Below are 23,442 nucleotides of genomic sequence, written 5' to 3' on the forward strand. Positions count from 1 at the left end.
GGCGTGGTACGGCGTCCGGGTTCGCCCCGGACGCCGTACGGGCGCACCCTGAAGGAAAGACCCTGAAGGGGGTGCGAGGCCATGGCTCACTTCATGGACGTGCACCACGGAATGCACGGCATCACCGCGGACCAGCTCCACCAGGCCCACCAGGCGGACCTCGCCGTGGAGAAGGACGAGGACGTCCACTTCGAGCACGCGTGGGCGGACCCGGAATCCGGCACGGTCTACTGCCTCTCCGAGGCCCCGTCGGCCGACGCCGTCCAGCGCGTCCACGAGCGCGCGGGCCACAGGGCGGACGAGATCCACGAGGTCCCGCTGACGGTGTAGGCCTTCTCCCTGGCCCAGGTGCCGCGTCGTCGACCTGAGTACGGGTACTCAGGCCCGTCGGCCCGTCCCCGTCCGACCCTGGAGGCAGGACGGGAACACGACGTACGGGGAGACCTGCATCCGATGAAGACCGGGAAGCCCACCGGGAAGACCACCGGGAAGACCAGCCCGATACGCACCTTCACCCGCCTGGCCTTCGCCAACCGCGCCTCGGCGGTCTACCTCGCCCTGGTCGGCGGCGCGTCGGCCGTCGCCGCGCTGGAACCCCTCTTCACGAACAGCCCCGACGCGTCCCTCGTCTGGGTCTGGCCGGCCCTGTCCGCCTTCCCGGCCTTCGGCTTCGTCGCCTGGCTCGGCGAAGCGGGCTGGGGCGGCGACGCGCCGACGTGGTTCTTCGTCGGCGGCATCGCGGTCTCGGCACTGGTCCAGTCACTGGCGGTGGGCGCGGCCTGGCAGGGCCTGCGGGGACGGCGTCGCCGGCGCGGGCGGCTGACGACGGCCGTCTGAGGCGGCGGGGACGGCTGACGACGGCCGTCCGAACCGGACGTCCGGCTCATCGATCGGCCTTCCGACGCTGTACGGCGGCGCCCGCGAAGCGCTGACCGGCACCCGTTCCCGGAACTCCGCGGCCGCCTGGAACACCGTCGCGGCCGCACTGCGGCCCCCCGGTGCGGACGGAGGGCCCGGTGCGGCCGCCGGCGGCCGTGTCATGGGCGTCGAGGCGGCTACCAGGACAGGGCGTCCGCCGCGTTGTCCTGCCAGTAGGTGACGGTGGCGGCGCTGTTGAAGAACACACCGCCCTTCGGCAGCTTCAGGGTCTTCTCCTGGCCGGCCGTGCCGCCGTTCTTGTCGGCGAGGATCACACCCAGGGTCTTCTCGTTGCCGCCGCCCTCGCCGTCGGGGGAGTACGTCAGGATGCCCGCGTAGGCGGACTGACCGGGCTTGAGCGTCACCACGGCCTGCGGGGTGGTCTCCTGGGCCCACGCCAGCGGGGCCTGGGCGTCGGCGCCGGCCCTCAGGTAGGGGGCGCTGTAGGCGTAGCAGGGCTTGGTGCCGGTGTTGGTGGCCTTGAGCAGCAGGTGGTTGACCGGACGGGTCACCTCGGTGACGGTCAGCGCGGTGTTCGCCGCGGTGCAGGTGACGACCGACGGGGCCTGCTTCGGCGCGGCGACGGCGGTCGTCCCGGCGGCCTGGATACCGACGAGGGCGAGGGCGGCGGCGACCACGGAGGAGGCGGCCGAGCGGGAGCGGAAGCGGTTGGCGATACGCATGATGGGTCTGCTTTCTCCGAGTACCAGGAAGACGTTCCTGTGGTGGCGGACGGTGCCGGTCGGTCACGTCCCCGCCGTGCTGCCCGGGGCCCGAGTGGGCGCCGGAACGCGGGTCATGAGGACCGGGTTGAGCGCGGCGGACCACCGTGTCCGGCGAGGTGCCGTGCTGTTGATGACCCAAGCCTGTGCCACCCGGCGTCCCATCCGCCATTCCATCGGCAATTGCGGGACGCTGGAATGCGTAAACCGCCTCTGACCTGGAAGAATGCCGCCTTCCTGGGACGCCGAATGGAATGGACGGCCGGCGCGGAACGCTGGGGCGCGTGCTGACGCGCGGTATTGCGGCGGGAGTTGAGGCAGCGTCGTCCCGGGCCGAGTCGGCCCGAGCCCAGCAGTAAGCCCCCGCGCCGCGAAGCAACCGCAGGGCGAGGGCTCGGTGAAGGTGCAGTCAGGTGTCGGGGCCTCAGCCCTTCGGCTGGGTGAAGCGGATGCGGTTGCCGAAGGGGTCGCGCAGACCGCAGTCGATACCGTACGGCCGCTCGGTGGGTTCCTCGGTGAACTCCACCCCCTTGCCGAGCAGCGTCTCGTAGGTCTTGCGGCAGTCGTCCGTGGTGAGGATGAGCCAGCCGCCCATGGCTCCCTTGGTCACCAGTTCGCGCACCTGCTCCGCCGTCTCCTCCGACATCGCCGGCGCGCCCGGCTTCTCCAGAAGGATCTGCCGCTCGGGGTGGCCGGGAACGCTGACGGTCAGCCAGCGCATGAACCCCATGTCGACGTCTGCGGTGATCTCCAGGCCGAGCTTGCCGACGTAGAAGTCGATGGCCTCGTCCTGGTCGAGGACGTATATCTGTGACTGCGTGATGGCGTTGAACATGACACTGACACTAGTGATCAGCCGGGCCGAGAACTTATCCAAAACTGCTCAGTCGGCAGGGCTCTCCATCGGCCGGTCAGGCATACGGCCGGGCCCACGCCATCGTGAAGCAGGTCGGCACGCCCGCGGCGACCGCTTCCTTGCGGTACGTCCGCGGCGACCGGCCGACGATGTCGCGGAACGTACGGCTGAAGGTGCCCGGGCTGGTGAAGCCGACCTCGAAGCTGATGTCTGTCACGCTGTGGTCGGTCTCCCGGAGCAGGAACATCGCCCGTTCCACGCGGCGACGCTGCAGGTAGCGGTGTGGTGTCTCACCGAACGTGGCCCGGAAGGTACGCGTGAAATGCGCCTGCGACACGTGCGCGATGCGGGCGAGGGCGGGGACGTCCAGCGGCTGCGCGTAGTCGCGGTCCATCACGTCACGCGCTCGGAGCATACGGCGATTGGTCTCTTCTGCGGCGCGGCTCACGACCCCATCTCATCACGGTCCGCCGGGACAGCCCCTGCGCGGCAGATCGGCAAGTGGTTCGGCAGGATGCTCGGACGCGGATACTTCGGGGAGGAAACCCATGCACGCTGAGGATGGCGCCATCGATCTGATCCATCTGGCCGACAGACCCGGCACCAGTGGCCACAGTGTCTCCGTGCGCGTCCTGGGCCGTTATCAACCCGGAGTTCTGACCGGTCACGACCTCCTCGAGTGCGAGATCGTCATCGTGGCAGAGGAGTCCCTCAACGCCTCCTTCGTGGTGACCCTCTTCCCCGAGGACCTGGAGGACTGGGAGGAGGTTCTGGGAAGGCTGGAGGCCGGACGGTTCGCCACGTGGCTCGTCTCCGGGCGGACTCCTTCCCTGAGGTTCAAGCCCCAGGAGAACGGCGGGCTCTTGGTGTCCGTGCACGACGGGCCGTCGACCGGAATCACAGCCACCCTCCCGTTGTCCGTGCTGCCGCCGACGTGGACCGCCGATCAGCGTGACCTCCTCACCCGGGCGCGTGGGGTCTACCCCCGTGAGGTGGTCGAGACGTCACCCGGTACGCACGCGTGGCGGCGTGATCGCCATGTCTGACGGCCCGGAGACGGCCCCAAGACAGCGACAAGCCCCCTGCCCGCGGGAGAAGCGCAGGCAGGGGGCTTGATCGTGGGTGCTTACTTCTTCTTGCCCTGGTTCTTGACCGCCTCGATCGCGGCGGCGGCCGCGTCCGGGTCCAGGTAGGTGCCGCCCGGGTTCAGCGGCTTGAACTCGGCGTCCAGTTCGTAGGAGAGCGGAATGCCGGTCGGGATGTTCAGGCCCGCGATGTCGGCGTCGGAGACGCCGTCCAGGTGCTTCACCAGGGCGCGCAGGCTGTTGCCGTGGGCGGCGACGAGGACCGTGCGGCCGGTGAGGAGGTCGGGGACGATCGCGTCGAACCAGTACGGGAGCATGCGGACGACGACGTCCTTCAGGCACTCCGTCTGCGGGCGCAGCTCCGGCGGGAGCATCGCGTAGCGGGCGTCGGAGAACTGGGAGTACTCGGCGTCGCGGTCCAGCGGCGGCGGCGGGGTGTCGTAGGAGCGGCGCCACAGCATGAACTGCTCCTCGCCGAACTCGGCGAGGGTCTGGGCCTTGTCCTTGCCCTGGAGGGCGCCGTAGTGGCGCTCGTTCAGGCGCCAGTGGCGGTGGACGGGGATCCAGTGGCGGTCGGCGGCCTCCAGCGCGAGCTGGGCCGTGCGGATCGCGCGCTTCTGGACGGACGTGTGGACCACGTCGGGCAGGAGGCCGGCGTCCTTGAGCAGCTCACCGCCGCGCGTCGCCTCCTTCTCGCCCTTCGGGGTGAGGTTGACGTCCACCCAGCCGGTGAACAGGTTCTTCTCGTTCCACTCGCTCTCGCCGTGGCGGAGGAGGATCAGCTTGTACGGTGCGTCGGCCATGGCTCCGAGCGTAATCGAACCGTCTGACCGCCCGCGCGCCGCGCCCGCAGGGCGGACGGTTGACGGGAATTGTTAATCGGGTGGCTCCCGGGGATCGCCCGTTTGTAAGTTCTGCTTGCCGCACCAGGCACTTACATCTGTTCTGCCATCTGCTTACGGGGGTCCCATGTCAGTCGCCGGACTGAGACGTGCCGCGCGCGAGACCGTCTCCGGGCTCCCCCGCGAGTTCTGGTGGCTGTGGACCAGCACCCTGGTCAACCGGCTCGGTGCCTTCGTCGCCACCTTCATGGCGCTGTACCTGACCATCGACCGCGGCTACTCCGCCTCGTACGCCGGTCTGGTCGCCGCGCTGCACGGGCTCGGCGGGGTCCTGTCCTCGCTGGGCGCCGGGGTGATGACCGACCGGCTCGGGCGGCGGCCCACGCTGCTCGTCGCGCAGGCCTCCACCGCGGTGTCCGTCGCACTGCTCGGCTTCGTGCGGGACCCGGTCGCCATCGCGGCCGTCGCCTTCCTGGTCGGCATGGCGAGCAACGCCTCCCGGCCGGCCGTGCAGGCGATGATGGCGGACATCGTGCGGCCCGAGGACCGTATCCGGGCCTTCTCGCTCAACTACTGGGCCATCAACCTCGGCTTCGCGATCTCCTCCATGGCGGCCGGGTTCATCGCCGAGGTCAGCTACCTCGCCGGGTTCCTGGTCGAGGCGGGCATGACCATGGCCTGCGCCGTCCTCATCTTCGTGAAGCTGCCCGAGTCCCGGCCGAAGGAGGACGCCGGCGAGGCGTCCGGCGCGGGGGACGCGACGCCCGTCTCCCTCGGTACCGTGCTGCGCGACGGGCGGTACATGGGTGTGGTCGGGCTGTCCTTCCTCATCGCCCTGATCTTCCAGCAGGCGTACGTCGGGCTGCCGGTGGCCATGGGTGAGGCGGGGTTCACTCCGGCCGACTTCGGCATGGCCATCGCCGTCAACGGTGTGCTGATCGTCGTGCTCCAGATTCCCGTCACGCGGTTCATCGAGCACCGCGATCCCCGGCTGCTGCTCGTCGGCTCGGCGCTGCTGGCCGGGTACGGCTTCGGGCTCACCGCCTTCGCCGGGTCGGTCGGCGTCTTCGCCCTCACCGTGTGCGTGTGGACGCTGGCCGAGATCGTCAACGCGCCGACCCAGACCGGGCTCGTCGTCCGGCTGTCGCCCGTGCACGGACGCGGCCGGTACCAGGGGATGTACACGATGTCCTGGGCGGTCGCCTCCCTCGTGGCCCCGCTGATGTCCGGGTTCGTCATCGACCGCTGGGGCGCCGAGTGGCTGTGGGGCGTGTGCGCCGTCGTCGGGACGGTGGCGGCGGCCGGGTACTGGGCGCTCATGCGCCGGCTGCCGGAGGAGGACCCCACGGTCTCGAAGACGGTCCCCGAGGCGGCCCCCGAGGCGGTCTCCGAGGCGAGTTCGGATGCGGGTTCGGAGGCGGGTTCGGAGGCGGTCCCCGGGGCGGTCCCCGGCACGTCCGAGTCCGCGAAGGCCGAGGTCACCAACGCCTGACGGCCACCGTCGGGCGCCGGGCCGCTCACGGGTGCATCCGCGCCCCCTTCAGCACCTTGTCCACCGCGTTCTTCGGGCCGTAGACCGCGAGGCCGACCAGGTCCAGCCCGGCCGTGGGCACGGCCCGTACCGCCGCACGGTTGTCGCGGTCGTTGCTCGTGGCGAAGAGGTCGGACGTGAACAGCGCGCGGGGCAGGGCGCGCGACAGCACGCGCGCGTGGGCGTTCACCAGCGTCTCCTTGGTGCCCTCGAAAACCAGCACCGGCTGCCGGAACATCGGCAGGTAGCCGACCGCGTCGGCGTCCTCGTAGGGCTCCCCGATCACCTCGGGGACCTGTGAGCCCAGGCCGCTGACCAGGAAGGCGGTGACGTTGAGGCGCTGCCAGGTCTCCAGGTCCTCGCGCAGCAGGACGGCGATCTTGGTGTCGAAGCGGATGGGGTCGTCTGCGTCGTGCGTGCTCATGGGGTGAGACTGCCGGTCGGCGTACGGCCCGGTCTTGTACGTTTTTTGCATGGCCGCCGACCGGGACACGCGGAACGTCGCCGCCTGGCGCCCACGAGTCCCGGGCGTCGTCGAGGTCTTCCACGCCCACTACACCGAGTACGCCTATCCGATGCACGTCCACGAGGCGTGGACGCTGCTCATCGTCGACGACGGGGCCGTGCGGTACGACCTGGACCGGCACGAGCACGGCACCCCGCACGACACGGTGTCGCTGCTGCCTCCGCACGTGCCGCACAACGGCTCCCCCGCCACCCCGGACGGCTTCCGCAAACGCGTCCTGTACCTGGACGCATCACGGCTCGGCGACGACCTGATCGGCCCGGCCGTCGACGCCCCCGACCTGCGCGATCCGGTGCTGCGGCGGCGGGTCGGGCAGTTGCACGCGGCGCTCGCCCTGCCCGGTGACGAGCTGGAGGCGGAGAGCCGGCTGACGCTGATCGGCGAGCGGCTCCACGCCCATCTGCGGCCCCGGGGGGACGGGAGTCCGGCGCGCCGGGATCCCGTCCTCGCCCGCCGGCTGCGGGAACTGCTCGACGAACGGGTCGTCGAGGGGATCGGCCTGGACGACGCGGCCGCGCTCGTGCACGCCCATCCGGCCCACCTGGTACGGGCGTTCAGCGGCGCCTACGGCATCGCGCCGCACCAGTACCTGATGTCCCGCCGTGTCGACCGGGCCCGGCGGCTGCTGCTCGCGGGGCGCACCCCGGGCGACGTGGCCGCCGCGACCGGCTTCTACGACCAGGCCCATCTGACCCGGCACTTCAAGAGGCTCGTGGGCGTCACGCCCGGCCGCTACCGCACCAGCGGCCGGCACTGAAGGGGCGTCAGGCACCTGAGGGGAACCGTCTGAGGGGCGTCGGACTCCTGTCGGACGCCGGGCTCCGAGCCGGACCTCCGGCTCCCGACAGACGTCAGTCCCCCGCGCGCTCGATCAGGTGCTGGAACGCCTCCAGGTTCCGCGTCGACTCCCCGCGCGCGGTCCGCCACTCGTACTCCTTGCGGATGGCGGACGCGAAGCCCAGCTCCAGCAGGGTGTTGAAGGCGCCGTCGGCGGCCTCCAGCACCTGGCCGAGGAGGCGGTCGATCTCGTCGGCGGTGACAGCGGCGAGGGGCAGCTTCGCGGTGACGTAGACGTCGCCGAGGCGGTCCACGGCGTAACAGACGCCGTACAGCTTGAGGTTGCGCTCCAGCAGCCAGCGGTGGACGGCGGGTTCGTTCTCGTCGGGGTGGCGGATGACGAAGGCGTTGAGGGAGAGGGAGTGCCGGCCGAGGAGGAGGGAGACCGTGGTCGAGAGCTTGCGGGTGCCGGGGAGCTTGACGACGTAGTTGCCGGGCTCGGGGCTCTCCCACTCCAGCCCGGCGTCCTTGAGCGCCGCCTCGAGCACCTGTGCCGTCTTCTGTGCCGCCTCAGCCATGGTGGGAGCGTACGCGACGGCGGTGGGAGTGGATCGCGGCCGTGTAGGCGTCGGCCGTCGCGGCGGCGGCGCTGTCCCAGCCGAACGACTGGGCGTGCCGGGCGGCGGCGTCGCCCATCCGGGGCGTCAGCTCCGGGTTGTCGGCGAAATCGCGCAGCACGCGCGCGTACGCGGCGGGGTCGTGGCCCTCGACGAGGCGGCCGGTGTGCCCGTCGCGCACGGCGACCGGGAGGCCGCCGACCGCGGCGGCGAGGACCGGTGTACCGGCCGCCTGGGCCTCTATGGCGACCAGGCCGAAGGACTCGCTGTAGGACGGCATCACCAGCACGGAGGCGGCCCGGAACCAGTCGGCGAGCTGTTCCTGCCCGACGGGCGGGCGGAACCGTACGACGTCGGCGATGCCGAGCCGCGCGGCGAGTTTCTGCAGGCCCTCCGGCTTGGCGAGGCCGCTGCCGCTGGGGCCGCCCACGACGGGGACGACGATGCGGGAGCGCAGGTCGGGGCGTTCGTCGAGCAGGACGGCGACGGCGCGGAGGAGCACGTCGGGGGCTTTGAGGGGCTGGATGCGGCCGGCGAAGAGCGGGATCAGCGCGTCCTGCGGCAGGCCGAGGCGGGCGCGGGCGGCGGCGCGGGCGTTCGCGGTCTCCCCGGGGCCGGGTTCGGAGCCCTTGGGGAAGGGACGGAACCGTTCGAGGTTCACGCCGGGGTGGACGACGGCGACCTTGGCCGGGTCGGCGGCGTAGTGCCGGACGAGTTCGTCGGCCTCCTCCGCCGTGTTGGCGATCAGGCGGTCGGAGGCGGCGACGATCTGCGTCTCGCCGATGACGCGGGCGGCCGGCTCGGGAGTGTCGCCCTCCGCGAGGTTGGCGTTCTTGACCTTGGCCATGGTGTGCATGGCGTGCACCAGAGGGGCGCCCCAGCGCTGGGCGGCGAGCCAGCCGACGTGGCCGGAGAGCCAGTAGTGGGAGTGGACCAGGTCGTAGTAGCCGGGACGGTGTCCGGCCCAGGCCTGCATCACGCCGTGGGTGAAGGCGCACAGCTGGGCCGGCAGCTCCTCCTTGGCCAGGCCCTCGTACGGTCCGGCGTCGACGTGGCGCACGAGGACGCCGGGCGCCAGCTCGACGGTGGGCGGGAGCGTGGCGGTGGTCGCGCGCGTGAAGATCTCGACCTCGATGTTGATCGCGGCGAGGCGCTGCGCGAGTTCGACGATGTAGACGTTCATGCCGCCGGCGTCGCCGGTGCCCGGCTGGTGGAGCGGTGACGTGTGTACGGAGAGCATGGCGACGCGGCGGGGCCTGCGCAGCAGCCGGAGCCGCGGGGAAGCCGCCGGTGAGCGACGCCCGAGCCTGCTGACGTACTGGCTCACGAGCCGTTCCTCCTCGCTGCGGACATGCCGTGCGGAGGACACGCGCCGCCCTCCAAGAGGTGCGAACACCGGATGGCGGTGCTCCATTTCCGGTTTCCCGACCTTTGCCGAATCATTACCGCTGATCGCTCAACCGTTCGAAGCGGGATTGCGTCAAGACGGGGAGGAACCGGGAGACGCTCCGAAGGGAGCGGACCCGGCTCGGCCGCATACCCTCGTACGCATGCCCTCCCGCGCCACCGCCCTCCCCCACGCCCGGCTCCGCTCGCGCGGCGGGACCCCTATGAGCGGGGAGACCCCCATGAGCGGGGGGCACTCGTCGTGAGCACGGTCACGCGCGTCGTGGGCACGGTCACGCGCGGGACGACGAATCCGAACCGGCTGCGCCGCATGGACCGCTGGATCGCGGCCACGCACGGTGCCGAGCTGCGCCGCGCCGCCGATCCCGTCGCCGTCGACCTCGGCTACGGCGCGGCCCCCTGGACCGCTGTCGAGCTGCTGCACCGCCTGCGTACGGTCGCGCCGCACGCGCGCGTGGTGGGCGTCGAGATCGACCCCGCGCGGGTGGCCGCGGCCGAGCCGTACGCGCGCGCGGGGCTCGTCTTCCGCCACGGCGGCTTCGAGGTCCCCCTCTCCCCCGGCTCCCGCCGGCCCGTCCTCATCCGGGCGGCGAACGTGCTGCGCCAGTACCACGAGGACGAGGTCGCCGCGGTCTGGCGGCGGCTGTGCGCGCGGCTCGCGCCCGCGTCGGAGCACTCCGGCGGCGGGCTCCTGGTCGAGGGGACCTGCGACGAGATCGGGCGCCGGCACGTATGGGTGGCGCTCGGACCCGAGGGGCCTCGCACGGTCACCTTCGCGACCCGGCTGGGCTCCCTGGACCGCCCCTCCGACCTGGCGGAACGGCTCCCGAAGGCGCTCATCCACCGCAACGTCCCCGGCGAGCCTGTGCACACCTTCCTGCGCGACTTCGACCGCGCCTGGGCCGCCGCCGCGCCCTACGCCTCCTACGGCGCCCGCCAGCGCTGGATGCGTGCGGTGCGGGACCTGACCGCCGACTGGCCGGTGACGGACGGGCCGGTGCGCTGGCGCCAGGGTGAAGTGACGGTGCGGTGGGAGGCGTTGGCGCCGCGCGCGTGAACCGGCGGCGGGACGGCAGGCGGAGGGCGGGAGGGCGAGAGGGCCGGAGCGCGCGAAGGCCGGGAACACGCGGAGGCTGGGAACGATCTCCGTGCGGCGTTCGTCACACAGCGGGGGAGCTACGAGGGACAGCAGGGCGCAGCGCGAGGGACAGCGCAGGACGGCAAGGGGCGGCGGCAGGGCAGCGGAGCAATCGCCGTACGGCGACGAGACAGACGGGGCGAAAGGGGAGGGAGCAGGAGACGGGCGCGGCCTCTGTCACTTTCCGCGCCGGCATGGCACGATCCCCCCGGACGACTTATGTTACTGACGGTTAATCAGCTTGGGGGCGAGGTATGCGTACGGGGAAGCATGGCTGGATGACCGCTGCCGTGACCGTGGTCTGCGCGGTCACCGTGCTCGCGGCACCGGGCACGGCGTTCGCGGACCCCGGGCCCGCACCCTCCCCGCGCGCCCCCGGCGCCTCTCCCACCGCCTCCCCCTCCGCCTCCGCGCCGGCCGCCACTCCCGGCAAGGACCTCGAGGCCGTACGCAAGAAGCTCGACGAGCTCTACCGCACGGCGGCCTCCGCCACGGAGGAGTACAACGCCGCCGAGGAGAAGACGCAGAAGCAGTCGGCCGAGATCGTCGAGCTGGCCAAGAAGATCGTCAAGGGCCAGGAGAAGCTCGACGGCCTGAAGGACCGCGCGGGTGCGGCCGCCCGCTCCCAGTACCGCACCGGTGGCCTGCCCGACGAGGCCAGGCTGGTGCTGAGCGACGACCCCGAGGACTTCCTCGACGGCACCGACCGGGTGATCCAGGGCCAGCGCGCGACCAAGGGCCTGCTCGGCGAGCTGACCCGCGCGCAGGAGGACCTGAAGGCCTACACGGCGGACGCCTCCGCCCAGTTCAAGGAGCTGGAGGCCAACCGCAAGGCCAAGGCCACCGCACAGAAGAAGATCGAGAAGCAGATCGCGGCGGCCGAGAAGCTGGAGTCCGAGCTGGAGCAGGAGGAGAAGGAGCGGCTCGCCCGGCTGGAGCGGGAGGCCCAGGCCAGGGCACAGACCGCCTGGCTCGGCTCCGGCATCCTCGAGGATCTGGACACCGAGGCGACGGAGCGGGGCCGGAAGGCCGTCGCGTACGCCACCGCCCAGGTCGGAAAGCCGTACCAGTGGGGCGCCGAGGGCCCGAAGGCCTACGACTGCTCCGGTCTGACCTCGCAGGCCTGGGTGTCGGCCGGGCAGGCCATCCCGCGCACCTCGCAGGAGCAGTGGAAGCAGCTGAAGCGCGTCGACATCGAGGACATGCGGCCCGGCGACCTGATCATCTACTTCGACGACGCCAGTCACGTGGGCATGTACGTCGGCGACGGCTCCGTCGTGCACGCCCCGCGCCCGGGACGCTCGATCACGATCGCGGGAGCGGGCTCGATGCCGATCCTCGGGGTCGTGCGCCCGGACACGGGCACGGACACGGGCACGGCGCCCTCGGAGTGACCCCGGGCGCGGGCGCACCCGCGGACCTCCGACGCCGGGCCCGGCCCACCGGGCGACACGGGCCACGCGCCCGGCGCGGGCACGTGAAGCGGGGGACGGCAAACGGCTGACGACAAACGGCTGACGACAAACGGCTGACGTGAAGCGGCTGACGTGAAGCGGGCCACGTGACCCAGTCCACGCCCGGAGCCCCGCCCCGCGTGACGTTCGTCATCCCCGGGCCCCGGCCGACGTGTCCAACTGCGGTACGTAACGCGGCATATGACAGTGGCCGATGGCCGCCCGACGTGTTCTGGACCATTCCGCAGCGGTGCCGTCACCCGCTATGGTCCCCGTCGGTGGGTCGAGGTCCCTCGCCCCGCCATGCCCTCGGGGGGAGGGAAGGAAAACCAAGACGATGCCCGTACCCGTACCGCGGCAGAGGGCGATCCCGGCCGTGGAGTGTGGTCAGGCGCCCGCCGCGTCCCTGGACAGCGGCCCTTCCAAGGAACAGGCCCCGGCCAGGGCGACGAACCCGGCCGAGAACCCCACCACCCGGCGAGAGCACCCCACGGAGAAGCGCGAGAAGACCACGAACGCGACCACGAACCAGCTCGAGAGCACCGGCCCCGGCAATCTGACGCTGCTGCTGATCGAGGACGATCCCGGCGGCTCGCCGATCGTGCCCGACCTGCTCGACCAGACCGGCAAGCCGATCCGCGTCCGCACCGCCCGCAACCTCACCGAGGCCGAGCGGCTGCTGACCGACGACGTCCACTGCATCCTGCTGGACCTCGCCCTGCCGGCCCCCGCCCCGGCCCGCAATAGCGCCGAGGGCAACGGGAGCGGCAACGGAAACGGGGACGCACGCGGTGACGACGAGCTGACGGTGCTCAGGCACGTGCTGGAGCTCGCGCCCCGGCACGCCGTACTCGCGCTGACCTCCTCCAGCGACGCCGAGCGCGGCGCGGAGGCCGTGGCGGTCGGCGCCCAGGACTACCTGTTCCGCGACGAGCTCGACGGCCGGCTGCTGAGCCGGGCGATCCGCTACGCCGTCGAGCGCAAGCGCTCCGACTCGGCGGAGCGGCGCCTGGCCGAGGGCCGGCTGCGCGCCCAGGAGAACCGCCGCCTGGAGCGCGGCCTGCTGCCGACCCCGCTGCTGGCCGGCTCCCCGCTGCGCTTCGCCGCCCGCTACCGCCCCGGCCGCTCGCGTGCCCTGCTCGGTGGTGACTTCTACGACGTCGTCCGCACCCCGGACGGCACCGTGCACGCCATGATCGGCGACGTCTGCGGGCACGGCCCGGACGAGGCGGCCCTCGGTGTGGAGCTGCGGATCGCCTGGCGCGCGCTGACCCTGGCGGGGCTCTGCGGCGACGAGCTGCTGGGCACGCTCCAGCAGGTGCTGGAACACGAGCGCTCGGACGACGAGATCTTCGCGACCCTGTGCGCCGTGGACATAGCCCCCGACGGCCGCCGCGCCGGCCTGTGCCTGGCCGGGCACCCGGCACCCCTGGTCGCCGGCCCGGGCACGCCCGCCCGGCTGCTGCCCTACGACAACAACGGCCCGGCGCTCGGGCTGCTGCCGGGCGCGCGCTGGCCGCGCATGCAGGTGGAGCTGGGCGCCGAGTGGAGCCTGATGCTGTACACCGACGGCCTGATCGAGGGCCACGTCGGCGGGGGCCGGGAGCGGCTCGGCCAGGACGGCATGGTGGAGATGGTCCGCCGCCAGCTCTCCGAGGGGCTGCGGGGCGAGCAGTTGCTGCGGGCGACCGTCAACGAGGTCCGCGAGCTCAACGGCGGCGAGCTGACGGACGACGTGGCCGTGGTGTTGCTGGACCGAACGGGCTGAACGGGCCGGACGGGCTGAACGGGCTGAACGGGCTGAACGGGCCGAACGGAATCGAACCACTCGAGCCGAGCCGCACGGCCTGAACGGCCCGCACGATCCGGACGCCCCGCACGGCCTGAACGGCCCGCACGATCCGGACACCCCGCACGGCTGTGCACCATCCACATGGCCTGCGCGGCCGGCACGCTCCGCACGCCCCCGCACCGACGACCGCCGTGCGGATCACCGTCGTACTACGTCGGCCACGACCACGGGCCCGCTTCGGCGCGGGTCGTGCCCACGCGGCGGAGCCGCATGAGGTCAGCGCTCCCGGCCCCCGAGGGGCGTGCCTCAGCGTCCGCCGTTGTACGGGCCGTAGGGGCCGTCGCTGCTGGAGCCGCGGCGGGTGCTGCGGCCGCCGCCCGACAGGCCGCGCAGCGCGGGCCGTACGTCGACCATGTACACGATCGTCGCGATGAGCCCGATGATCGGCAGGAACGACAGGATGTTGAAGATCAGGTTCACCACGAAGGCGAGCCCGAGAATGATCAGCCAGAACGGCTTGGTCTTCTTGTCGGCCGCGCGGTAGGCGTCCTCACGGCGCATGGCGGCGTCGATCAACGCGAAGCCGCTGAAAAGGATCAGGGCGATGCTCAGCAGCCACATGAAGCCTGCGAACCCCTGCATCAGCACAACGTCCACCACCAGACTCGGATCGTCTCTACGCCGTCACCGTACCCGGAGAACGGGCCGGACACCCCAAGGGTGCCCGGCCCGTGCCGTGCTCTCGGTATCCGTCGCCCCGGTTACTTGGCGGGCGGCGTCGTCTTCTTCGCGGTGGCGTTGGTGCTCTTCCTGGCCGGAGCCTTGCGCGGCGCGGGGGCCTTCTTCGCCGCGGCGGGCTTGTCCTCCGTGACCTCGACCGGCTCGGACTTGGCCGGCTTGGACGGCTCGACGGCCACGGCGAGCTCCTCCACCTCCTCGGCGAGGTCCTCGATGCCTTCGGCGGCCTCGCCGCGCCAGGTGCGCACCGCGTGCTCGCCGCGCTCGGCGACCTTCTCGTAGGTCTCCCGGGCCTTGATGGCGTACTCGGCGGCGACGCCGACCGAGCGCAGCGCGAGGTCCTGGGCGGTCTCGCCGAGCTTCCTGAAGTCGGCGTCGAGGGAGCCGAAGAGCTCGTTGGCCTTGGCCTGGAGGGTTCCCTGCGTCTCCTTGACGCGGGCCGTCGCCTTCTCCTGGACGGCCTTCGGGTCGGTGTTGCGCACGGCCTCGATACGGGAGGGCGCCTCGGCGCGCAGCTGCTCCACCAGCACCGGCACCTTCTTGGCCTGCTGGAAGGCCAGGTCGGCGGTGCCCGCGGCGAAGTAGAGCGGGGTGGGGTCGCTGAGGGTCTTGCGCAGGTCGTCGGTGATGGCCATGGTGATGGTCCTCCGGGAATACGTTCGGCTGAGGGTTTGTGGTGGTCCCGCGTCCCGGGCGGCCGGCCGCTCGCTCCGGCTCACCCGGCCGTCTGCTGCGGGCCGGCGTCACTGCCGCCGGTCGTACGGGGGCGGTGTCCGGGTATGGAGGCACCGCCGTCGAGGGTGTCGTCCGCCGGTCCGTCCTGGTCCGCCGTCGCGGCGCTGCCGGATCTGCCGGGTCTGCCCCGGGCCGCCGCCTCGTCGTCGTCCGTGTCGGCCACGAACCCGTTCTCCTTGCGGAAGGACTCGTAGATCTGGAGCAGCACCTGCTTCTGCCGCTCGGTCAGCGAGGGATCGGCGAGGACGACCGCACGCGTCTCCACCTCGTCCCGGTCCCGCTCGGCGTCGAGGATCCCGGCGCGCACGTACAGCGTCTCGGCGGAGATCCGCAGCGCCTTGGCGACCTGCTGGAGCACCTCAGCGCTCGGCTTGCGCAGCCCGCGCTCGATCTGGCTCAGGTACGGATTGGACACGCCCGCGGCATCGGCGAGCTGCCGCAGTGACAGCTGCGCGGTGCGCCGCTGTTCGCGCAGGTACTCACCGAGATTGCCGACGTTGAGCGATGCCATGCCTCCACGATGCCCCAAGCTGCTAACTATTGCAAGCACGCGCTTGCAATAGTGCGCCTCCGCGCCACCCGCGCCTCCTGCGGCCGGTGTCCGTTCCCAGTGAAGGTGAGCGCTTCCCGCGCTATCTGATCGGTGAAGTGATCGGGCCCGGTTGTTCTGATCAGCGGGACCCGGTCGGCGTCTCAGCCGGTCGGTGCGCCGACATAGGTGTGGGTGCGGGTGTACGCGGTGAAGCCCAAGGACTCGTACAGCCGCTTGGGGATGGGGTATGCGGCGTCGCCGCGCGAGTAGACGATGGCACGGTGGCCACCGGCGTCGGCGAAGGCGTGCAGCACCGCGATGCAGGCGGCTCGGGCGAGGCCCAGGCGACGGTGATCGGGGTGGGTGCCGACGGGTTCGAACTCACCGATTCCATTGGTCGGGTCGTACCAGCCTTGGCAGTAGGCGACGACTTCCCCGGTGGGCGAGGTCACGATGAGGTCGTGTTCGGGCCGGTAGGGCCAGGTGTCTCTCATGCGGGCGTGTCGTTCGGTGGTGATCCGGGTCGATCCGAAGGCGGCGCGGTGTGCTGCTGCCCGGCCTGCCATGTCGGCATGGTCGCGCAGGGGGTGGATCGAGTAGCCGTCCGGCAGGTGCGGGATGTCCGGCAGGTCGGTGAGGGGGCGGCCAAGGCACGTCATGAACGGTCCGTCGGTGGTCCGTGCGTATCCGCGCTGTTCCAGTGCCTTGATCAGGTGTGGTTCGGTCTCGGTGACGTCGATGCTCAGCGGGCCTGATGCCGTGTGTTCGGCCCAGGCGAGGACCTCGTGAGCCAGTTCCGGGTGCTCCGGGTCGACCTGGAGCATCAAGGTGTCGGGCAGTTCTAACCAGCCCCAGGCCAGCGTCTGTTCGTCCTGGGTCCAGACGGCTGTCGGGCACTGGCCGGCGCGGTCGAGGGCCAGGCACCAGTTCCATGTGAGGTCGCCGATGTGGTGGTAGCCGGTTGCCGGAAAGGTGCGGGTGGCCAGGCTCTGCATAGCGCGCAGTGCTGCGGGTCCGGCGTGCTCATGTCGTCGCATGGCGCCATGCTGTCGAACCGGTTTTTGATCAAGCAACGGAGTATCGGTGCTCTGGCGCGTGGGCGCCGGTCACTCACATGAGGGGTTTGTGTCCCGTTCTTCCTGCTCAGTCCCGTCGGAACTGCACAGTGGCATACATGGGGCTGCGTGAGCTGGAGGGGTCGGCGCCGTCACAGGTGGACGGCTTCGAAGTGGGCTGGCGGGATGCCGCGGGCGAGCACCGGCGGCTTCTGTCCGAGGCCGTCTCGGTGGCGTTCGAGGAAGGCGGACCGGTGCGGGGGTTCCCGTCCTACCGGGGGCAGCGGCATTTCCCTGGGCTGTACTGGTCGGCGACGACCGGTGGGCATGTGGGGTTCGAGTCCTGGCTGGAGCGGGATCATGTGATGCTGCTGGACTTCACGCCGGAGGTCACCGGACTATGGGACCGTCCCAGCTCGCGCTCAAGCAGGCGCAACACCGTGCAGATCCACTGGGCCGCCCGGCTTCGAACCCGTCCCAGCGGAACTGACAAGGCCCAGCTCAGAGACACCTCCTCGATCCAGATCTTCTGGGAACGGACAGCCGGGCCGGGTGCATGCCCAGACCGCCGCGCGTGCCGAGGGCATCGCCGAGCAGTTCCTTCGGCACCCGGTTGACATGCCGGCTATCCCACCGGTCCCAGCGCCCGCGCGAGCGCGTCGACGGTCACGCCGACGATCGCCCGGAGTTCCTCCGGGCTCGACCCGGCCCTACCCATGACCGCGAGAGACTGGTTCACGGCCGCTACGTGTACGGCGAAGTCCTGGGCGTTCTCGTCGGACATTCCGCCGGCCTTCAGCGCGGTGCGCAGGCGCGGGCGCTGGAGGCCGAACAGCTCTTTGACGTGCTCCGGCGACGCTCGGGCTCAGCGCCGGACCAGGAAGCGATCCCCCTCGACCCGACTCTGGCGTTCAAGACTTGGCACCTCGCGTTCCACGTGGTGCTCGGCCTTCCGTGGCCCTCGCCGTCGATGGCGGCCTGCGCGCCGGCCTCGCCTACTACCGTGACGCCGCCGAGTCCGCGCGCAAGAACCGCGCGGCACTCGAGCAACGGCGACTGACCGCGCCCGTCCTCGGAATCTCCAGCAGCCACGGCTCGATCCCGGACATGGCGGCCTCCATCAGCACGTGGTCCGAGAACGTGACCGGCGTCATCGTGCCCGACGCCGGTCACTACAGCCCCGAGGAGCAGCCCGAGGCCGTCGCCGCCGCCCTCACCGACTTCTTCAGCGGCCGTTGGCGCTCCAGCAGGAGGGCAGACAAACACCATGCTCAGTCTCACCTCCGCGGCGCTGAGACGCTGAGGCACTGAGGCGCTGAGGCGATCAGGGTCGCCGGCGGGATCCTCGGCAGCCTCGCCGCATACTGCCCGCGGCATCAGGAACCCACCGGTTCCTCCTCCTGTTCGAGCAGGCGGCGCTGGGCGACGAGGTAGCCGAGTTCGGCGCGGCTGCGGCTGCCCAGGACTTCGGCGACCTTCTTGATGTTCGCGGAGACCGTACGGGAGCTCACGCCCAGGCGGGCGGCGATCGTCTCGTCGGTGTGGCCGGTGACGACCATGCGGAGCATGGCGGCGCGGACCGAGTCGGTCAGCGGATTCGGGCGGTGCTGTTCGGCGACGAGGGAAACCGGCCGGGCGCGTTCCCACGCGTGCTCGAAGACCTTGACGAGGAAGGCGACGGCGCCGGGGTGCCGGACGGCGAGCGCGGCGGTCTTGCGTTCCGGGATGCCGGGGATGAAGGCGACCGCGCGGTCGCAGATGATGACGCGTTCGAATATCTCGTCCAGGGTGCGGACTTCGGCGCCTTCGGCCGTCACGCGCTCTATGTAGGCGAGGGTCGGCTGGTGGGAGCGGACGCTGTGCTGGTACAGCGTCCGCTGTCCGACGCCGCGCCGCACGAGTGCGAGGTCGCGGGGCAGGGCCTCGGCCAGGAGGGCCGGGGAGCGGCCGCCGCCCGGCTGTGCCGTGAGCAGTTCCTCCTCGCAGGCATCGACGGCCAGCCGCAGTGACTGGCTGATCACATCCGCGCCCCTCAGGGACTCGATGGGGACTCCGGCGTCGTGGTGCGCCCTGCGGTAGAGGCTTTCCGCGGCCACGAAGGAGGACCGCAGTGACGCCAGCGTGTTCTCGTGGTGTTCGATTTCTCGCACCACGGAGCGGCAGAGTTCCGCCTCGGCGACGTTCGGGGGGATCGGGACGTAGAATCCGGCCACGCCCGGCAGGGGGCGCAGCAGCCCATAAGCGATGAGGCAATCGGGAACCACTCCCGATATCGTCCCGTCATTGAGGGCTTCACCGTAACGCTCCAAGCCCTGAGTGCAGAAATACACCTCTCGCGAAGATCCGTCAACGCCACCTCGGTCGTTGCCTTTGTCCTCGATACCCTTTTCCTGACACATATACCCCCCTACATGTTGTCGCGTTGCGTAATCCCGACGTCGGCCGCCCTCGCGCTCCCATCCGCCCGCCTTCATGATTGACCAGGTTGGGGGTAGCGCGGTCGAGCACGTCCCACCCAGGCCTTTCGACCTGATTCGGGGCCGCGACTGATCATTGCCGCCCGAACGGCGAGATATTGCTAAACGTGGAACTACTCACACCGGCGAGGTATCAACGATGTCCCATACTGTCCGGTACGGCCACGCCTGCGCCGCACTTGCCGCGGCTGTCGCGGATACGCGCGACGACTCGGCCTGGGGGCTGAATTCGGCCATTGGGAAGTAGTTTAGCCGTCAAGGAATTCCGTGTGACGCAAGAAGAACCCGGGGGTCTTTCCCGCAGTTCTTCCGGCATGTCTGGGTTCTTTCAGCGGATCTGGCGGTTTCCCCGGGATGACATCGAAAGTTCACTTGCGAGCCGAAAAATTCACAGCACACCGACCTCTGGGGGAAATGCAGTATGTCCAGCGAGCGGTACGACGTCGTTGTCGCCGGTGGAGGCCCCGCCGGGCTGCTCACGGCGGCCCTCGTGGCCGGGCGGGGGCACCGGGTGCTGCTGCTGGAGCGGGACGCGTGTCCGGGGCTCGTCGACGGCGTCGAGGTACGTGAGCGGTGTGCCGCCGTCAACGTGGTCACCGAGAACGAGCGGGTCACCGGGCTGCGTCACCGTCCGGAGGAGGGCCCGGCCCGTACGGTGCGGGCCCGCTATGTGGTGGACGCCTCGGGTGGCGACAGTCTGCTGCGCCGTCATGTCGCCGGTGGCCGCGGCTGGTCCGGACTGGCCGTGTACGCCTGCTTCGAGGCCGACTTCAGTCGGGTGAGAGGAGCGCGGCGCTTCCCGTTCGGCGGCGGCTGGTTCTGGATCGCGCCGGCCGGCCGCGGGCTTGCCCGTGTCGGGGCGGTGGTGCGGCAGGATCTGGCGGACCGGGTGCACGAGGATCCCGAGGGATCGCTGTACGGCTTCGCCGAGGAGTGTCCGCCGGTCAGGGACTTCCTGGCGGGGGCCACCCGGGTGCGCGGCGGCCGTCACGGGCGGATCCGGGTGCGCCCGCACCGGTCGTACGCCGCCGACCGGCTGTGGCGTCCCGGGATGGTGCTTGTCGGCGACGCCGCGTGCTCCTGGGAGTCGGATTCGCTCCCGCCGCATGGGATACGTCTGGCCTGCTGCGGCGCCGGGCTCGCGGCCCGCGCCCTCGACGGGTTTCTGCGCGGAACGGCGGACGAGGGGGCCGCCTTCGCGGAGTTCGAGAAGCGGTACAGGGAGGCGTACGGCGAAGTCCTCCACGCCGACGGTCCGTGTTCCCCGCTGCCGGGCCTCCCCATCGTGTCCGCCGGGGCGGGCGTCAGTCGGTGACGAGGTCCTCCGGCGCGGACCGGGCGAGTCCGGCGAGCGTGCCGAGTGCCTGGGAGAGGACGTCCGGCTGCGGCGAGGCGAGCCCGACCCGGATGGCGTTGGGGGCGTGGCCGCCGCCGATCGTGAACGCGGCCGCGGGCACCACCCCGATGCCGTGCCGCGCGGCGGCGGCGACGAACGTGTCCGCGCGCCACGGGCGGGGCAGCTGCCACCAGCAGTGGTAGGAGCGTGGATCGCTCTGCACGGCGAAACCGGCGAGGTGCCGGGCCGCGATCTCCTGCCGTACCGCCGCTTCCCGCTGCTTGGCGTCCACCAGCTTCTTCGCGGTGCCGTCCTGCTGCCAGCGGTGGGCGGCCTCCAGGGCGAAGCGCATGGGGGTCCAGCCGCCCGACCGGAGAGCGGCGGCGATCTCGCTCGCCAGGGCGGCGGGCGCCACCGCGAAGCCGAGGGTCAGGCCGGGGGCGATGCGCTTGGACAGGCTGTCGATCAGTACGGTCCGCTCGGGGGCGTACGCGGCGAGCGGTGCCAGTTCGTCGCGGAGGAACGCCCAGATGGCGTCCTCGACCGCGGGGACCCCGAGCCGCAGCAGTACGTCGGCCAGCCGCTCGACCCGCTGCGTGGGCATGGTGAGCGAGAGCGGGTTGTGCAGCCTCGGCTGCACGTAGACCGCGTGCAGCGGGGCGGCGGCGTGGGCCTCCTCGACGGCCTCCGGGACGAGTCCGTCACCGTCCATGGCGAGCGGGACGAGGGTGATGCCGAGCCGGGCGGCGACGGCCTTGACGAAGGGGTACGTCAGCTCCTCGACGCCGAGGCGCCCACCCCGTGGGACCAGGGCGGTGATGACGGCGGAGATGGCCTGCCGTCCGTTGCCCGCGAACAGGATGCTGGCCGGGTCGGGGCGCCAGCCGCCGCGGGCGAGGATGTCGGCGGCGGACTCCTGGGCAGCCGGGAGCCCGGACGCGCCGACCGGCCGCAAGGCGTGTCCGAGGGCGTCGGGACGCAGCAGGCCGCTGAGCCCTTGGGCGAGGAGTGCGCTCTGTTCCGGTACGACCGGGTAGTTGAGCTCGAGGTCGATCCGGCTGCCGGCGGGTTCGGTGAGCGCGGGAGCGGAGGCACCTGACTTCGCGGACACGGCGCGGACGAAGGTGCCGCGTCCCACCTCGCCCACCGTCAGCCCGCGGTGGGCCAGTTCCTGGTACACGCGCGTGGCGGTGGAGTTGGCGATGCCGTGCTGCCGCGCGAACTCGCGCTGCGGGGGCAGCCGGTCGCCGGAGCGGAGGACGCCGGCTCTGATCTCCTCGGCCACCGCGTCGGCGACAGTCCGATAGTCCTTCACGGCGCGCGCTCCCCTCGTCCGTCCGGGTGGCCTCCATCCAACCACAACATTGCCCCGAGTGCAATACACAGGTTGCATCGAGCATTGCTCTGCTCTTAAGCTCCAGGCATTGCTCCGAGGTCAGGAAGGGGTGCTGGTTCGGTGGACATGACGGCACGATCCCGGTCACCGCTCGGCCACGCTCCTCCACCCCTGCCCGACTGCCGTCGCTGCGGCTTCACCTCCGGCCCCATCAGGCAGGACACGATCGCCGACGCGCTACGGGAGTGCGCGGCGGACTGGCAGCGGCTGCTGCGGGACCCGGGACTCAGCAGGCGGCGCGCGGGCACACCCGCCTGGTCACCTCTGGAGCGCGGCTGCCACGTCCGGGACATGTGCCTGCTGTTCCACATGCATCTCGATGCAATCCTGGTGAAGCAATCGGGTCAATCGCCTATTGCACCGAGATCATCGGCTGGTACGGAAGGCGGGGATGGCGGGGCTTCCGAGGATTGCCCCGGATCCGTCCGGCGCTACCAGGACGAGGAGCCGCGGCAGGTGGCGGAGGAGCTGGGGCGGGCCGCCGAGGCCCTGGCCCACCGCCTGGCCACGCTCACCGCCGACGACTGGGGCCGCGACGATCCCCGCCTGGCCGACCCGCGGCTCACCGTCGATTTCTTCACCCGTCACCTCCTCCACGACATCGCGCACGACCTCGCCGAGGCCGCGCGCGACGGCAGCGCCGCCGAGGCGTGCGAGGGGAACGGCGGCGCAACGCAACAGCGAATGAGGGGTTTTCATGGTTGAACTGAGCGGGATCCTCGGCGTGATGGTGGTGGCCCTCGGCATGGTGCTCACCCCCGGCCCGAACATGATCTATCTCGTCTCCCGCAGCATCACCCAGGGCAGGCGCGCCGGGATGGTCTCCCTCGGCGGTGTGGCACTGGGCTTCATGGTGTATCTGATCGCCGCGAACCTGGGCCTGTCGGTCGTCTTCATCGCCGTACCCGAGCTGTACTTCGCGTTGAAGCTGGCCGGCGCCGCCTACCTCGCCTACCTCGCGTGGAACGCCCTGAAGCCGGGCGGCATCTCCGTCTTCTCCCCGCAGGACGTGCCGCACGACTCGCCCCGCAGGCTGTTCACCATGGGGCTGATGACGAACCTGCTCAACCCGAAGATCGCCATCATGTATGTCTCCCTCATCCCCCAGTTCATCAACCTGGACGAGGGCCACGTCCTCCTCCAGGGCCTCATCCTGGGGTCGATCCAGATCGTGGTGAGCGTCGCGGTCAACCTCGCCATCGTCCTGGCGGCCGGCGCGATCGCCGTCTTCCTCTCACGCCGCCCCTCCTGGCTCAAGGTGCAGCGCTACATGATGGGTACGGTGCTCGGCGCCCTCGCCGTCTCCCTGGCCATCGACACGTCGGGCCCGGCCAAGGCGAGCTGACGGAACGGCGGAACAGCCGCCGGGGCCGGTCGCGAGATCACGCGACCGGCCCCTGCGCCGCTCTCCGGCCTGCTTCGGCTCCTGGCCGCGGGCCGCGGTCAGGAACTCGGCGTGTTCCTGGAGGGAGCGCACTCCGACGTCGCCGTGGGTGAGGGCGTCGATG

Annotated in this window: 25 protein-coding genes and 2 pseudogenes; 13 read left to right on the forward strand and 14 right to left on the reverse strand. The window is 71.2% G+C overall.

Features of this window, described 5'->3' with window-relative positions; all coding sequences use genetic code 11:
• Nucleotides 1–81: 81 nt before the first annotated feature.
• The gene (locus ACP4J0_RS02220; RefSeq protein WP_426596874.1) at nt 82–330 is read left to right on the forward strand and encodes an SCO4226 family nickel-binding protein; all 249 of its coding nucleotides are present in this window, start codon (nt 82–84) and stop codon (nt 328–330) included.
• A gap of 123 nt (nt 331–453) precedes the next feature.
• The gene (locus ACP4J0_RS02225; protein ID WP_426596875.1) at nt 454–837 is read left to right on the forward strand and encodes an SCO4225 family membrane protein; all 384 of its coding nucleotides are present in this window, start codon (nt 454–456) and stop codon (nt 835–837) included.
• Between the two features lie 218 nt (nt 838–1,055).
• Here the strand turns inward: ACP4J0_RS02225 and ACP4J0_RS02230 are convergent, their stop codons facing one another.
• The 3 genes from ACP4J0_RS02230 to ACP4J0_RS02240 all read right to left on the reverse strand — a co-directional run bounded on the left by ACP4J0_RS02230 (nt 1,056) and on the right by ACP4J0_RS02240 (nt 2,911).
• Entirely contained in the window at nt 1,056–1,601 is a 546-nt protein-coding gene (locus ACP4J0_RS02230; RefSeq protein WP_426596876.1) for a DUF4232 domain-containing protein, read from the reverse strand.
• A gap of 463 nt (nt 1,602–2,064) precedes the next feature.
• Nucleotides 2,065–2,475: a VOC family protein gene (locus ACP4J0_RS02235; RefSeq protein WP_426596877.1), complete on the reverse strand. Its 411-nt coding sequence runs from the start codon at nt 2,473–2,475 to the stop codon at nt 2,065–2,067.
• Nucleotides 2,476–2,551: 76 nt separating this feature from the next.
• Nucleotides 2,552–2,911 (reverse strand): helix-turn-helix domain-containing protein, encoded by a 360-nt coding sequence (locus tag ACP4J0_RS02240; RefSeq protein ID WP_426596878.1) that lies wholly within the window; start codon nt 2,909–2,911, stop codon nt 2,552–2,554.
• Between the two features lie 133 nt (nt 2,912–3,044).
• Here ACP4J0_RS02240 and ACP4J0_RS02245 point away from each other — a divergent pair, with 133 nt between their 5' ends.
• The gene (locus tag ACP4J0_RS02245) at nt 3,045–3,542 is read left to right on the forward strand and encodes a DUF5959 family protein (protein ID WP_426596879.1); all 498 of its coding nucleotides are present in this window, start codon (nt 3,045–3,047) and stop codon (nt 3,540–3,542) included.
• Between the two features lie 80 nt (nt 3,543–3,622).
• On the opposite strand, the gene ACP4J0_RS02250 is transcribed toward ACP4J0_RS02245, so the two are convergent.
• Nucleotides 3,623–4,384 carry a phosphoglyceromutase gene (locus ACP4J0_RS02250; RefSeq protein ID WP_426520693.1) on the reverse strand — a complete coding sequence of 254 codons (762 nt, stop codon included), beginning with the start codon at nt 4,382–4,384 and terminating at the stop codon, nt 3,623–3,625.
• A gap of 166 nt (nt 4,385–4,550) precedes the next feature.
• Between ACP4J0_RS02250 and ACP4J0_RS02255 the strand changes: the two genes are divergently transcribed.
• On the forward strand, nt 4,551–5,915 hold the full coding sequence (locus ACP4J0_RS02255; RefSeq protein WP_426596880.1) for an MDR family MFS transporter: 1,365 nt from the start codon (nt 4,551–4,553) through the stop codon (nt 5,913–5,915).
• 25 nt (nt 5,916–5,940) lie between these two features.
• Here the strand turns inward: ACP4J0_RS02255 and ACP4J0_RS02260 are convergent, their stop codons facing one another.
• The gene (locus tag ACP4J0_RS02260; RefSeq protein ID WP_426596881.1) at nt 5,941–6,378 is read right to left on the reverse strand and encodes a DUF2000 family protein; all 438 of its coding nucleotides are present in this window, start codon (nt 6,376–6,378) and stop codon (nt 5,941–5,943) included.
• A 49-nt stretch (nt 6,379–6,427) separates the two neighbouring features.
• Here ACP4J0_RS02260 and ACP4J0_RS02265 point away from each other — a divergent pair, with 49 nt between their 5' ends.
• Nucleotides 6,428–7,237, forward strand: coding sequence for an AraC family transcriptional regulator (locus tag ACP4J0_RS02265; RefSeq protein ID WP_426596882.1), 810 nt, complete (start codon nt 6,428–6,430; stop codon nt 7,235–7,237).
• Between the two features lie 94 nt (nt 7,238–7,331).
• Here ACP4J0_RS02265 and ACP4J0_RS02270 read toward each other — a convergent pair whose 3' ends face one another.
• On the reverse strand, nt 7,332–7,835 hold the full coding sequence (locus tag ACP4J0_RS02270; RefSeq protein WP_426596883.1) for a YbjN domain-containing protein: 504 nt from the start codon (nt 7,833–7,835) through the stop codon (nt 7,332–7,334).
• Nucleotides 7,828–9,201: a D-inositol-3-phosphate glycosyltransferase gene (mshA, locus tag ACP4J0_RS02275; RefSeq protein WP_426520703.1), complete on the reverse strand. Its 1,374-nt coding sequence runs from the start codon at nt 9,199–9,201 to the stop codon at nt 7,828–7,830. Before mshA ends, ACP4J0_RS02270 begins: the two co-directional genes overlap by 8 nt.
• A gap of 342 nt (nt 9,202–9,543) precedes the next feature.
• Here mshA and ACP4J0_RS02280 point away from each other — a divergent pair, with 342 nt between their 5' ends.
• The 3 genes from ACP4J0_RS02280 (at nt 9,544) to ACP4J0_RS02290 (ending at nt 13,641) form a co-directional block, all read left to right on the forward strand.
• Nucleotides 9,544–10,338, forward strand: a complete 795-nt coding sequence (locus ACP4J0_RS02280; protein WP_426596919.1) for a class I SAM-dependent methyltransferase — start codon at nt 9,544–9,546, stop codon at nt 10,336–10,338.
• Between the two features lie 335 nt (nt 10,339–10,673).
• Nucleotides 10,674–11,813 carry an NlpC/P60 family protein gene (locus ACP4J0_RS02285; RefSeq protein ID WP_426596884.1) on the forward strand — a complete coding sequence of 380 codons (1,140 nt, stop codon included), beginning with the start codon at nt 10,674–10,676 and terminating at the stop codon, nt 11,811–11,813.
• A gap of 397 nt (nt 11,814–12,210) precedes the next feature.
• The gene (locus ACP4J0_RS02290; RefSeq protein WP_426596885.1) at nt 12,211–13,641 is read left to right on the forward strand and encodes a PP2C family protein-serine/threonine phosphatase; all 1,431 of its coding nucleotides are present in this window, start codon (nt 12,211–12,213) and stop codon (nt 13,639–13,641) included.
• A gap of 330 nt (nt 13,642–13,971) precedes the next feature.
• Here the strand turns inward: ACP4J0_RS02290 and ACP4J0_RS02295 are convergent, their stop codons facing one another.
• The 4 genes from ACP4J0_RS02295 to ACP4J0_RS02310 all read right to left on the reverse strand — a co-directional run bounded on the left by ACP4J0_RS02295 (nt 13,972) and on the right by ACP4J0_RS02310 (nt 16,707).
• Entirely contained in the window at nt 13,972–14,307 is a 336-nt protein-coding gene (locus tag ACP4J0_RS02295) for a DUF2516 family protein (protein WP_426596886.1), read from the reverse strand.
• A gap of 119 nt (nt 14,308–14,426) precedes the next feature.
• Complete coding sequence (locus tag ACP4J0_RS02300; protein WP_426596887.1) at nt 14,427–15,038, reverse strand: hypothetical protein; 612 nt, start codon at nt 15,036–15,038, stop codon at nt 14,427–14,429.
• 80 nt (nt 15,039–15,118) lie between these two features.
• Nucleotides 15,119–15,649 carry a helix-turn-helix domain-containing protein gene (locus ACP4J0_RS02305; RefSeq protein ID WP_426596888.1) on the reverse strand — a complete coding sequence of 177 codons (531 nt, stop codon included), beginning with the start codon at nt 15,647–15,649 and terminating at the stop codon, nt 15,119–15,121.
• 182 nt (nt 15,650–15,831) lie between these two features.
• Nucleotides 15,832–16,707: a GNAT family N-acetyltransferase gene (locus ACP4J0_RS02310; RefSeq protein WP_426596889.1), complete on the reverse strand. Its 876-nt coding sequence runs from the start codon at nt 16,705–16,707 to the stop codon at nt 15,832–15,834.
• A 137-nt stretch (nt 16,708–16,844) separates the two neighbouring features.
• Here ACP4J0_RS02310 and ACP4J0_RS02315 point away from each other — a divergent pair, with 137 nt between their 5' ends.
• Entirely contained in the window at nt 16,845–17,342 is a 498-nt protein-coding gene (locus ACP4J0_RS02315) for a hypothetical protein (RefSeq protein WP_426596890.1), read from the forward strand.
• Nucleotides 17,343–17,350: 8 nt separating this feature from the next.
• Here ACP4J0_RS02315 and ACP4J0_RS02320 read toward each other — a convergent pair.
• Nucleotides 17,351–17,600: pseudogene (locus tag ACP4J0_RS02320) on the reverse strand (TetR/AcrR family transcriptional regulator); the annotation flags it as partial.
• 5 nt (nt 17,601–17,605) lie between these two features.
• Between ACP4J0_RS02320 and ACP4J0_RS02325 the strand changes: the two are divergent.
• Nucleotides 17,606–18,036: pseudogene (locus ACP4J0_RS02325) on the forward strand (alpha/beta fold hydrolase); the annotation flags it as partial.
• A gap of 65 nt (nt 18,037–18,101) precedes the next feature.
• Here ACP4J0_RS02325 and ACP4J0_RS02330 read toward each other — a convergent pair.
• A complete protein-coding gene (locus ACP4J0_RS02330) occupies nt 18,102–18,989 on the reverse strand; it encodes a LuxR C-terminal-related transcriptional regulator (protein ID WP_426596891.1) in 888 nt (295 codons plus the stop codon).
• Between the two features lie 634 nt (nt 18,990–19,623).
• Between ACP4J0_RS02330 and ACP4J0_RS02335 the strand changes: the two genes are divergently transcribed.
• A complete protein-coding gene (locus tag ACP4J0_RS02335; protein WP_426596892.1) occupies nt 19,624–20,517 on the forward strand; it encodes an NAD(P)/FAD-dependent oxidoreductase in 894 nt (297 codons plus the stop codon).
• Here ACP4J0_RS02335 and ACP4J0_RS02340 read toward each other — a convergent pair.
• Nucleotides 20,507–21,853 (reverse strand): PLP-dependent aminotransferase family protein, encoded by a 1,347-nt coding sequence (locus ACP4J0_RS02340; protein WP_426596893.1) that lies wholly within the window; start codon nt 21,851–21,853, stop codon nt 20,507–20,509. The two genes, ACP4J0_RS02335 and ACP4J0_RS02340, sit on opposite strands and share 11 nt — an antisense overlap.
• A 141-nt stretch (nt 21,854–21,994) precedes the next feature.
• Here ACP4J0_RS02340 and ACP4J0_RS02345 point away from each other — a divergent pair, with 141 nt between their 5' ends.
• The gene (locus tag ACP4J0_RS02345) at nt 21,995–22,639 is read left to right on the forward strand and encodes a hypothetical protein (protein WP_426596894.1); all 645 of its coding nucleotides are present in this window, start codon (nt 21,995–21,997) and stop codon (nt 22,637–22,639) included.
• Complete coding sequence (locus ACP4J0_RS02350) at nt 22,632–23,279, forward strand: LysE family translocator (protein WP_426596895.1); 648 nt, start codon at nt 22,632–22,634, stop codon at nt 23,277–23,279. Before ACP4J0_RS02345 ends, ACP4J0_RS02350 begins: the two co-directional genes overlap by 8 nt.
• Nucleotides 23,280–23,442 lie beyond the last annotated feature (163 nt).

This window comes from Streptomyces sp. WG7 (genome assembly GCF_049975785.1).
Taxonomy (GTDB): Bacteria; Actinomycetota; Actinomycetes; order Streptomycetales; family Streptomycetaceae; genus Streptomyces.

Bases quoted from the DNA above. Each gene is read 5' to 3' on its own strand.
- ACP4J0_RS02245 (WP_426596879.1), top strand. From the start codon at position 3,045: ATGCACGCTGAGGATGGCGCCATCGATCTGATCCATCTGGCCGACAGA.
- ACP4J0_RS02285 (WP_426596884.1), top strand. From the start codon at position 10,674: ATGCGTACGGGGAAGCATGGCTGGATGACCGCTGCCGTGACCGTGGTC.
- ACP4J0_RS02335 (WP_426596892.1), top strand. From the start codon at position 19,624: ATGTCCAGCGAGCGGTACGACGTCGTTGTCGCCGGTGGAGGCCCCGCC.
- ACP4J0_RS02260 (WP_426596881.1), bottom strand. From the start codon at position 6,378: ATGAGCACGCACGACGCAGACGACCCCATCCGCTTCGACACCAAGATC.
- ACP4J0_RS02265 (WP_426596882.1), top strand. From the start codon at position 6,428: ATGGCCGCCGACCGGGACACGCGGAACGTCGCCGCCTGGCGCCCACGA.
- ACP4J0_RS02255 (WP_426596880.1), top strand. From the start codon at position 4,551: ATGTCAGTCGCCGGACTGAGACGTGCCGCGCGCGAGACCGTCTCCGGG.
- ACP4J0_RS02295 (WP_426596886.1), bottom strand. From the start codon at position 14,307: ATGCAGGGGTTCGCAGGCTTCATGTGGCTGCTGAGCATCGCCCTGATC.
- ACP4J0_RS02250 (WP_426520693.1), bottom strand. From the start codon at position 4,384: ATGGCCGACGCACCGTACAAGCTGATCCTCCTCCGCCACGGCGAGAGC.
- ACP4J0_RS02300 (WP_426596887.1), bottom strand. From the start codon at position 15,038: ATGGCCATCACCGACGACCTGCGCAAGACCCTCAGCGACCCCACCCCG.
- ACP4J0_RS02225 (WP_426596875.1), top strand. From the start codon at position 454: ATGAAGACCGGGAAGCCCACCGGGAAGACCACCGGGAAGACCAGCCCG.
- ACP4J0_RS02235 (WP_426596877.1), bottom strand. From the start codon at position 2,475: ATGTTCAACGCCATCACGCAGTCACAGATATACGTCCTCGACCAGGAC.
- ACP4J0_RS02305 (WP_426596888.1), bottom strand. From the start codon at position 15,649: ATGGCATCGCTCAACGTCGGCAATCTCGGTGAGTACCTGCGCGAACAG.
- ACP4J0_RS02310 (WP_426596889.1), bottom strand. From the start codon at position 16,707: ATGCGACGACATGAGCACGCCGGACCCGCAGCACTGCGCGCTATGCAG.
- ACP4J0_RS02230 (WP_426596876.1), bottom strand. From the start codon at position 1,601: ATGCGTATCGCCAACCGCTTCCGCTCCCGCTCGGCCGCCTCCTCCGTG.
- ACP4J0_RS02240 (WP_426596878.1), bottom strand. From the start codon at position 2,911: ATGCTCCGAGCGCGTGACGTGATGGACCGCGACTACGCGCAGCCGCTG.
- ACP4J0_RS02220 (WP_426596874.1), top strand. From the start codon at position 82: ATGGCTCACTTCATGGACGTGCACCACGGAATGCACGGCATCACCGCG.
- ACP4J0_RS02290 (WP_426596885.1), top strand. From the start codon at position 12,211: ATGCCCGTACCCGTACCGCGGCAGAGGGCGATCCCGGCCGTGGAGTGT.
- ACP4J0_RS02315 (WP_426596890.1), top strand. From the start codon at position 16,845: ATGGGGCTGCGTGAGCTGGAGGGGTCGGCGCCGTCACAGGTGGACGGC.
- ACP4J0_RS02350 (WP_426596895.1), top strand. From the start codon at position 22,632: ATGGTTGAACTGAGCGGGATCCTCGGCGTGATGGTGGTGGCCCTCGGC.
- ACP4J0_RS02270 (WP_426596883.1), bottom strand. From the start codon at position 7,835: ATGGCTGAGGCGGCACAGAAGACGGCACAGGTGCTCGAGGCGGCGCTC.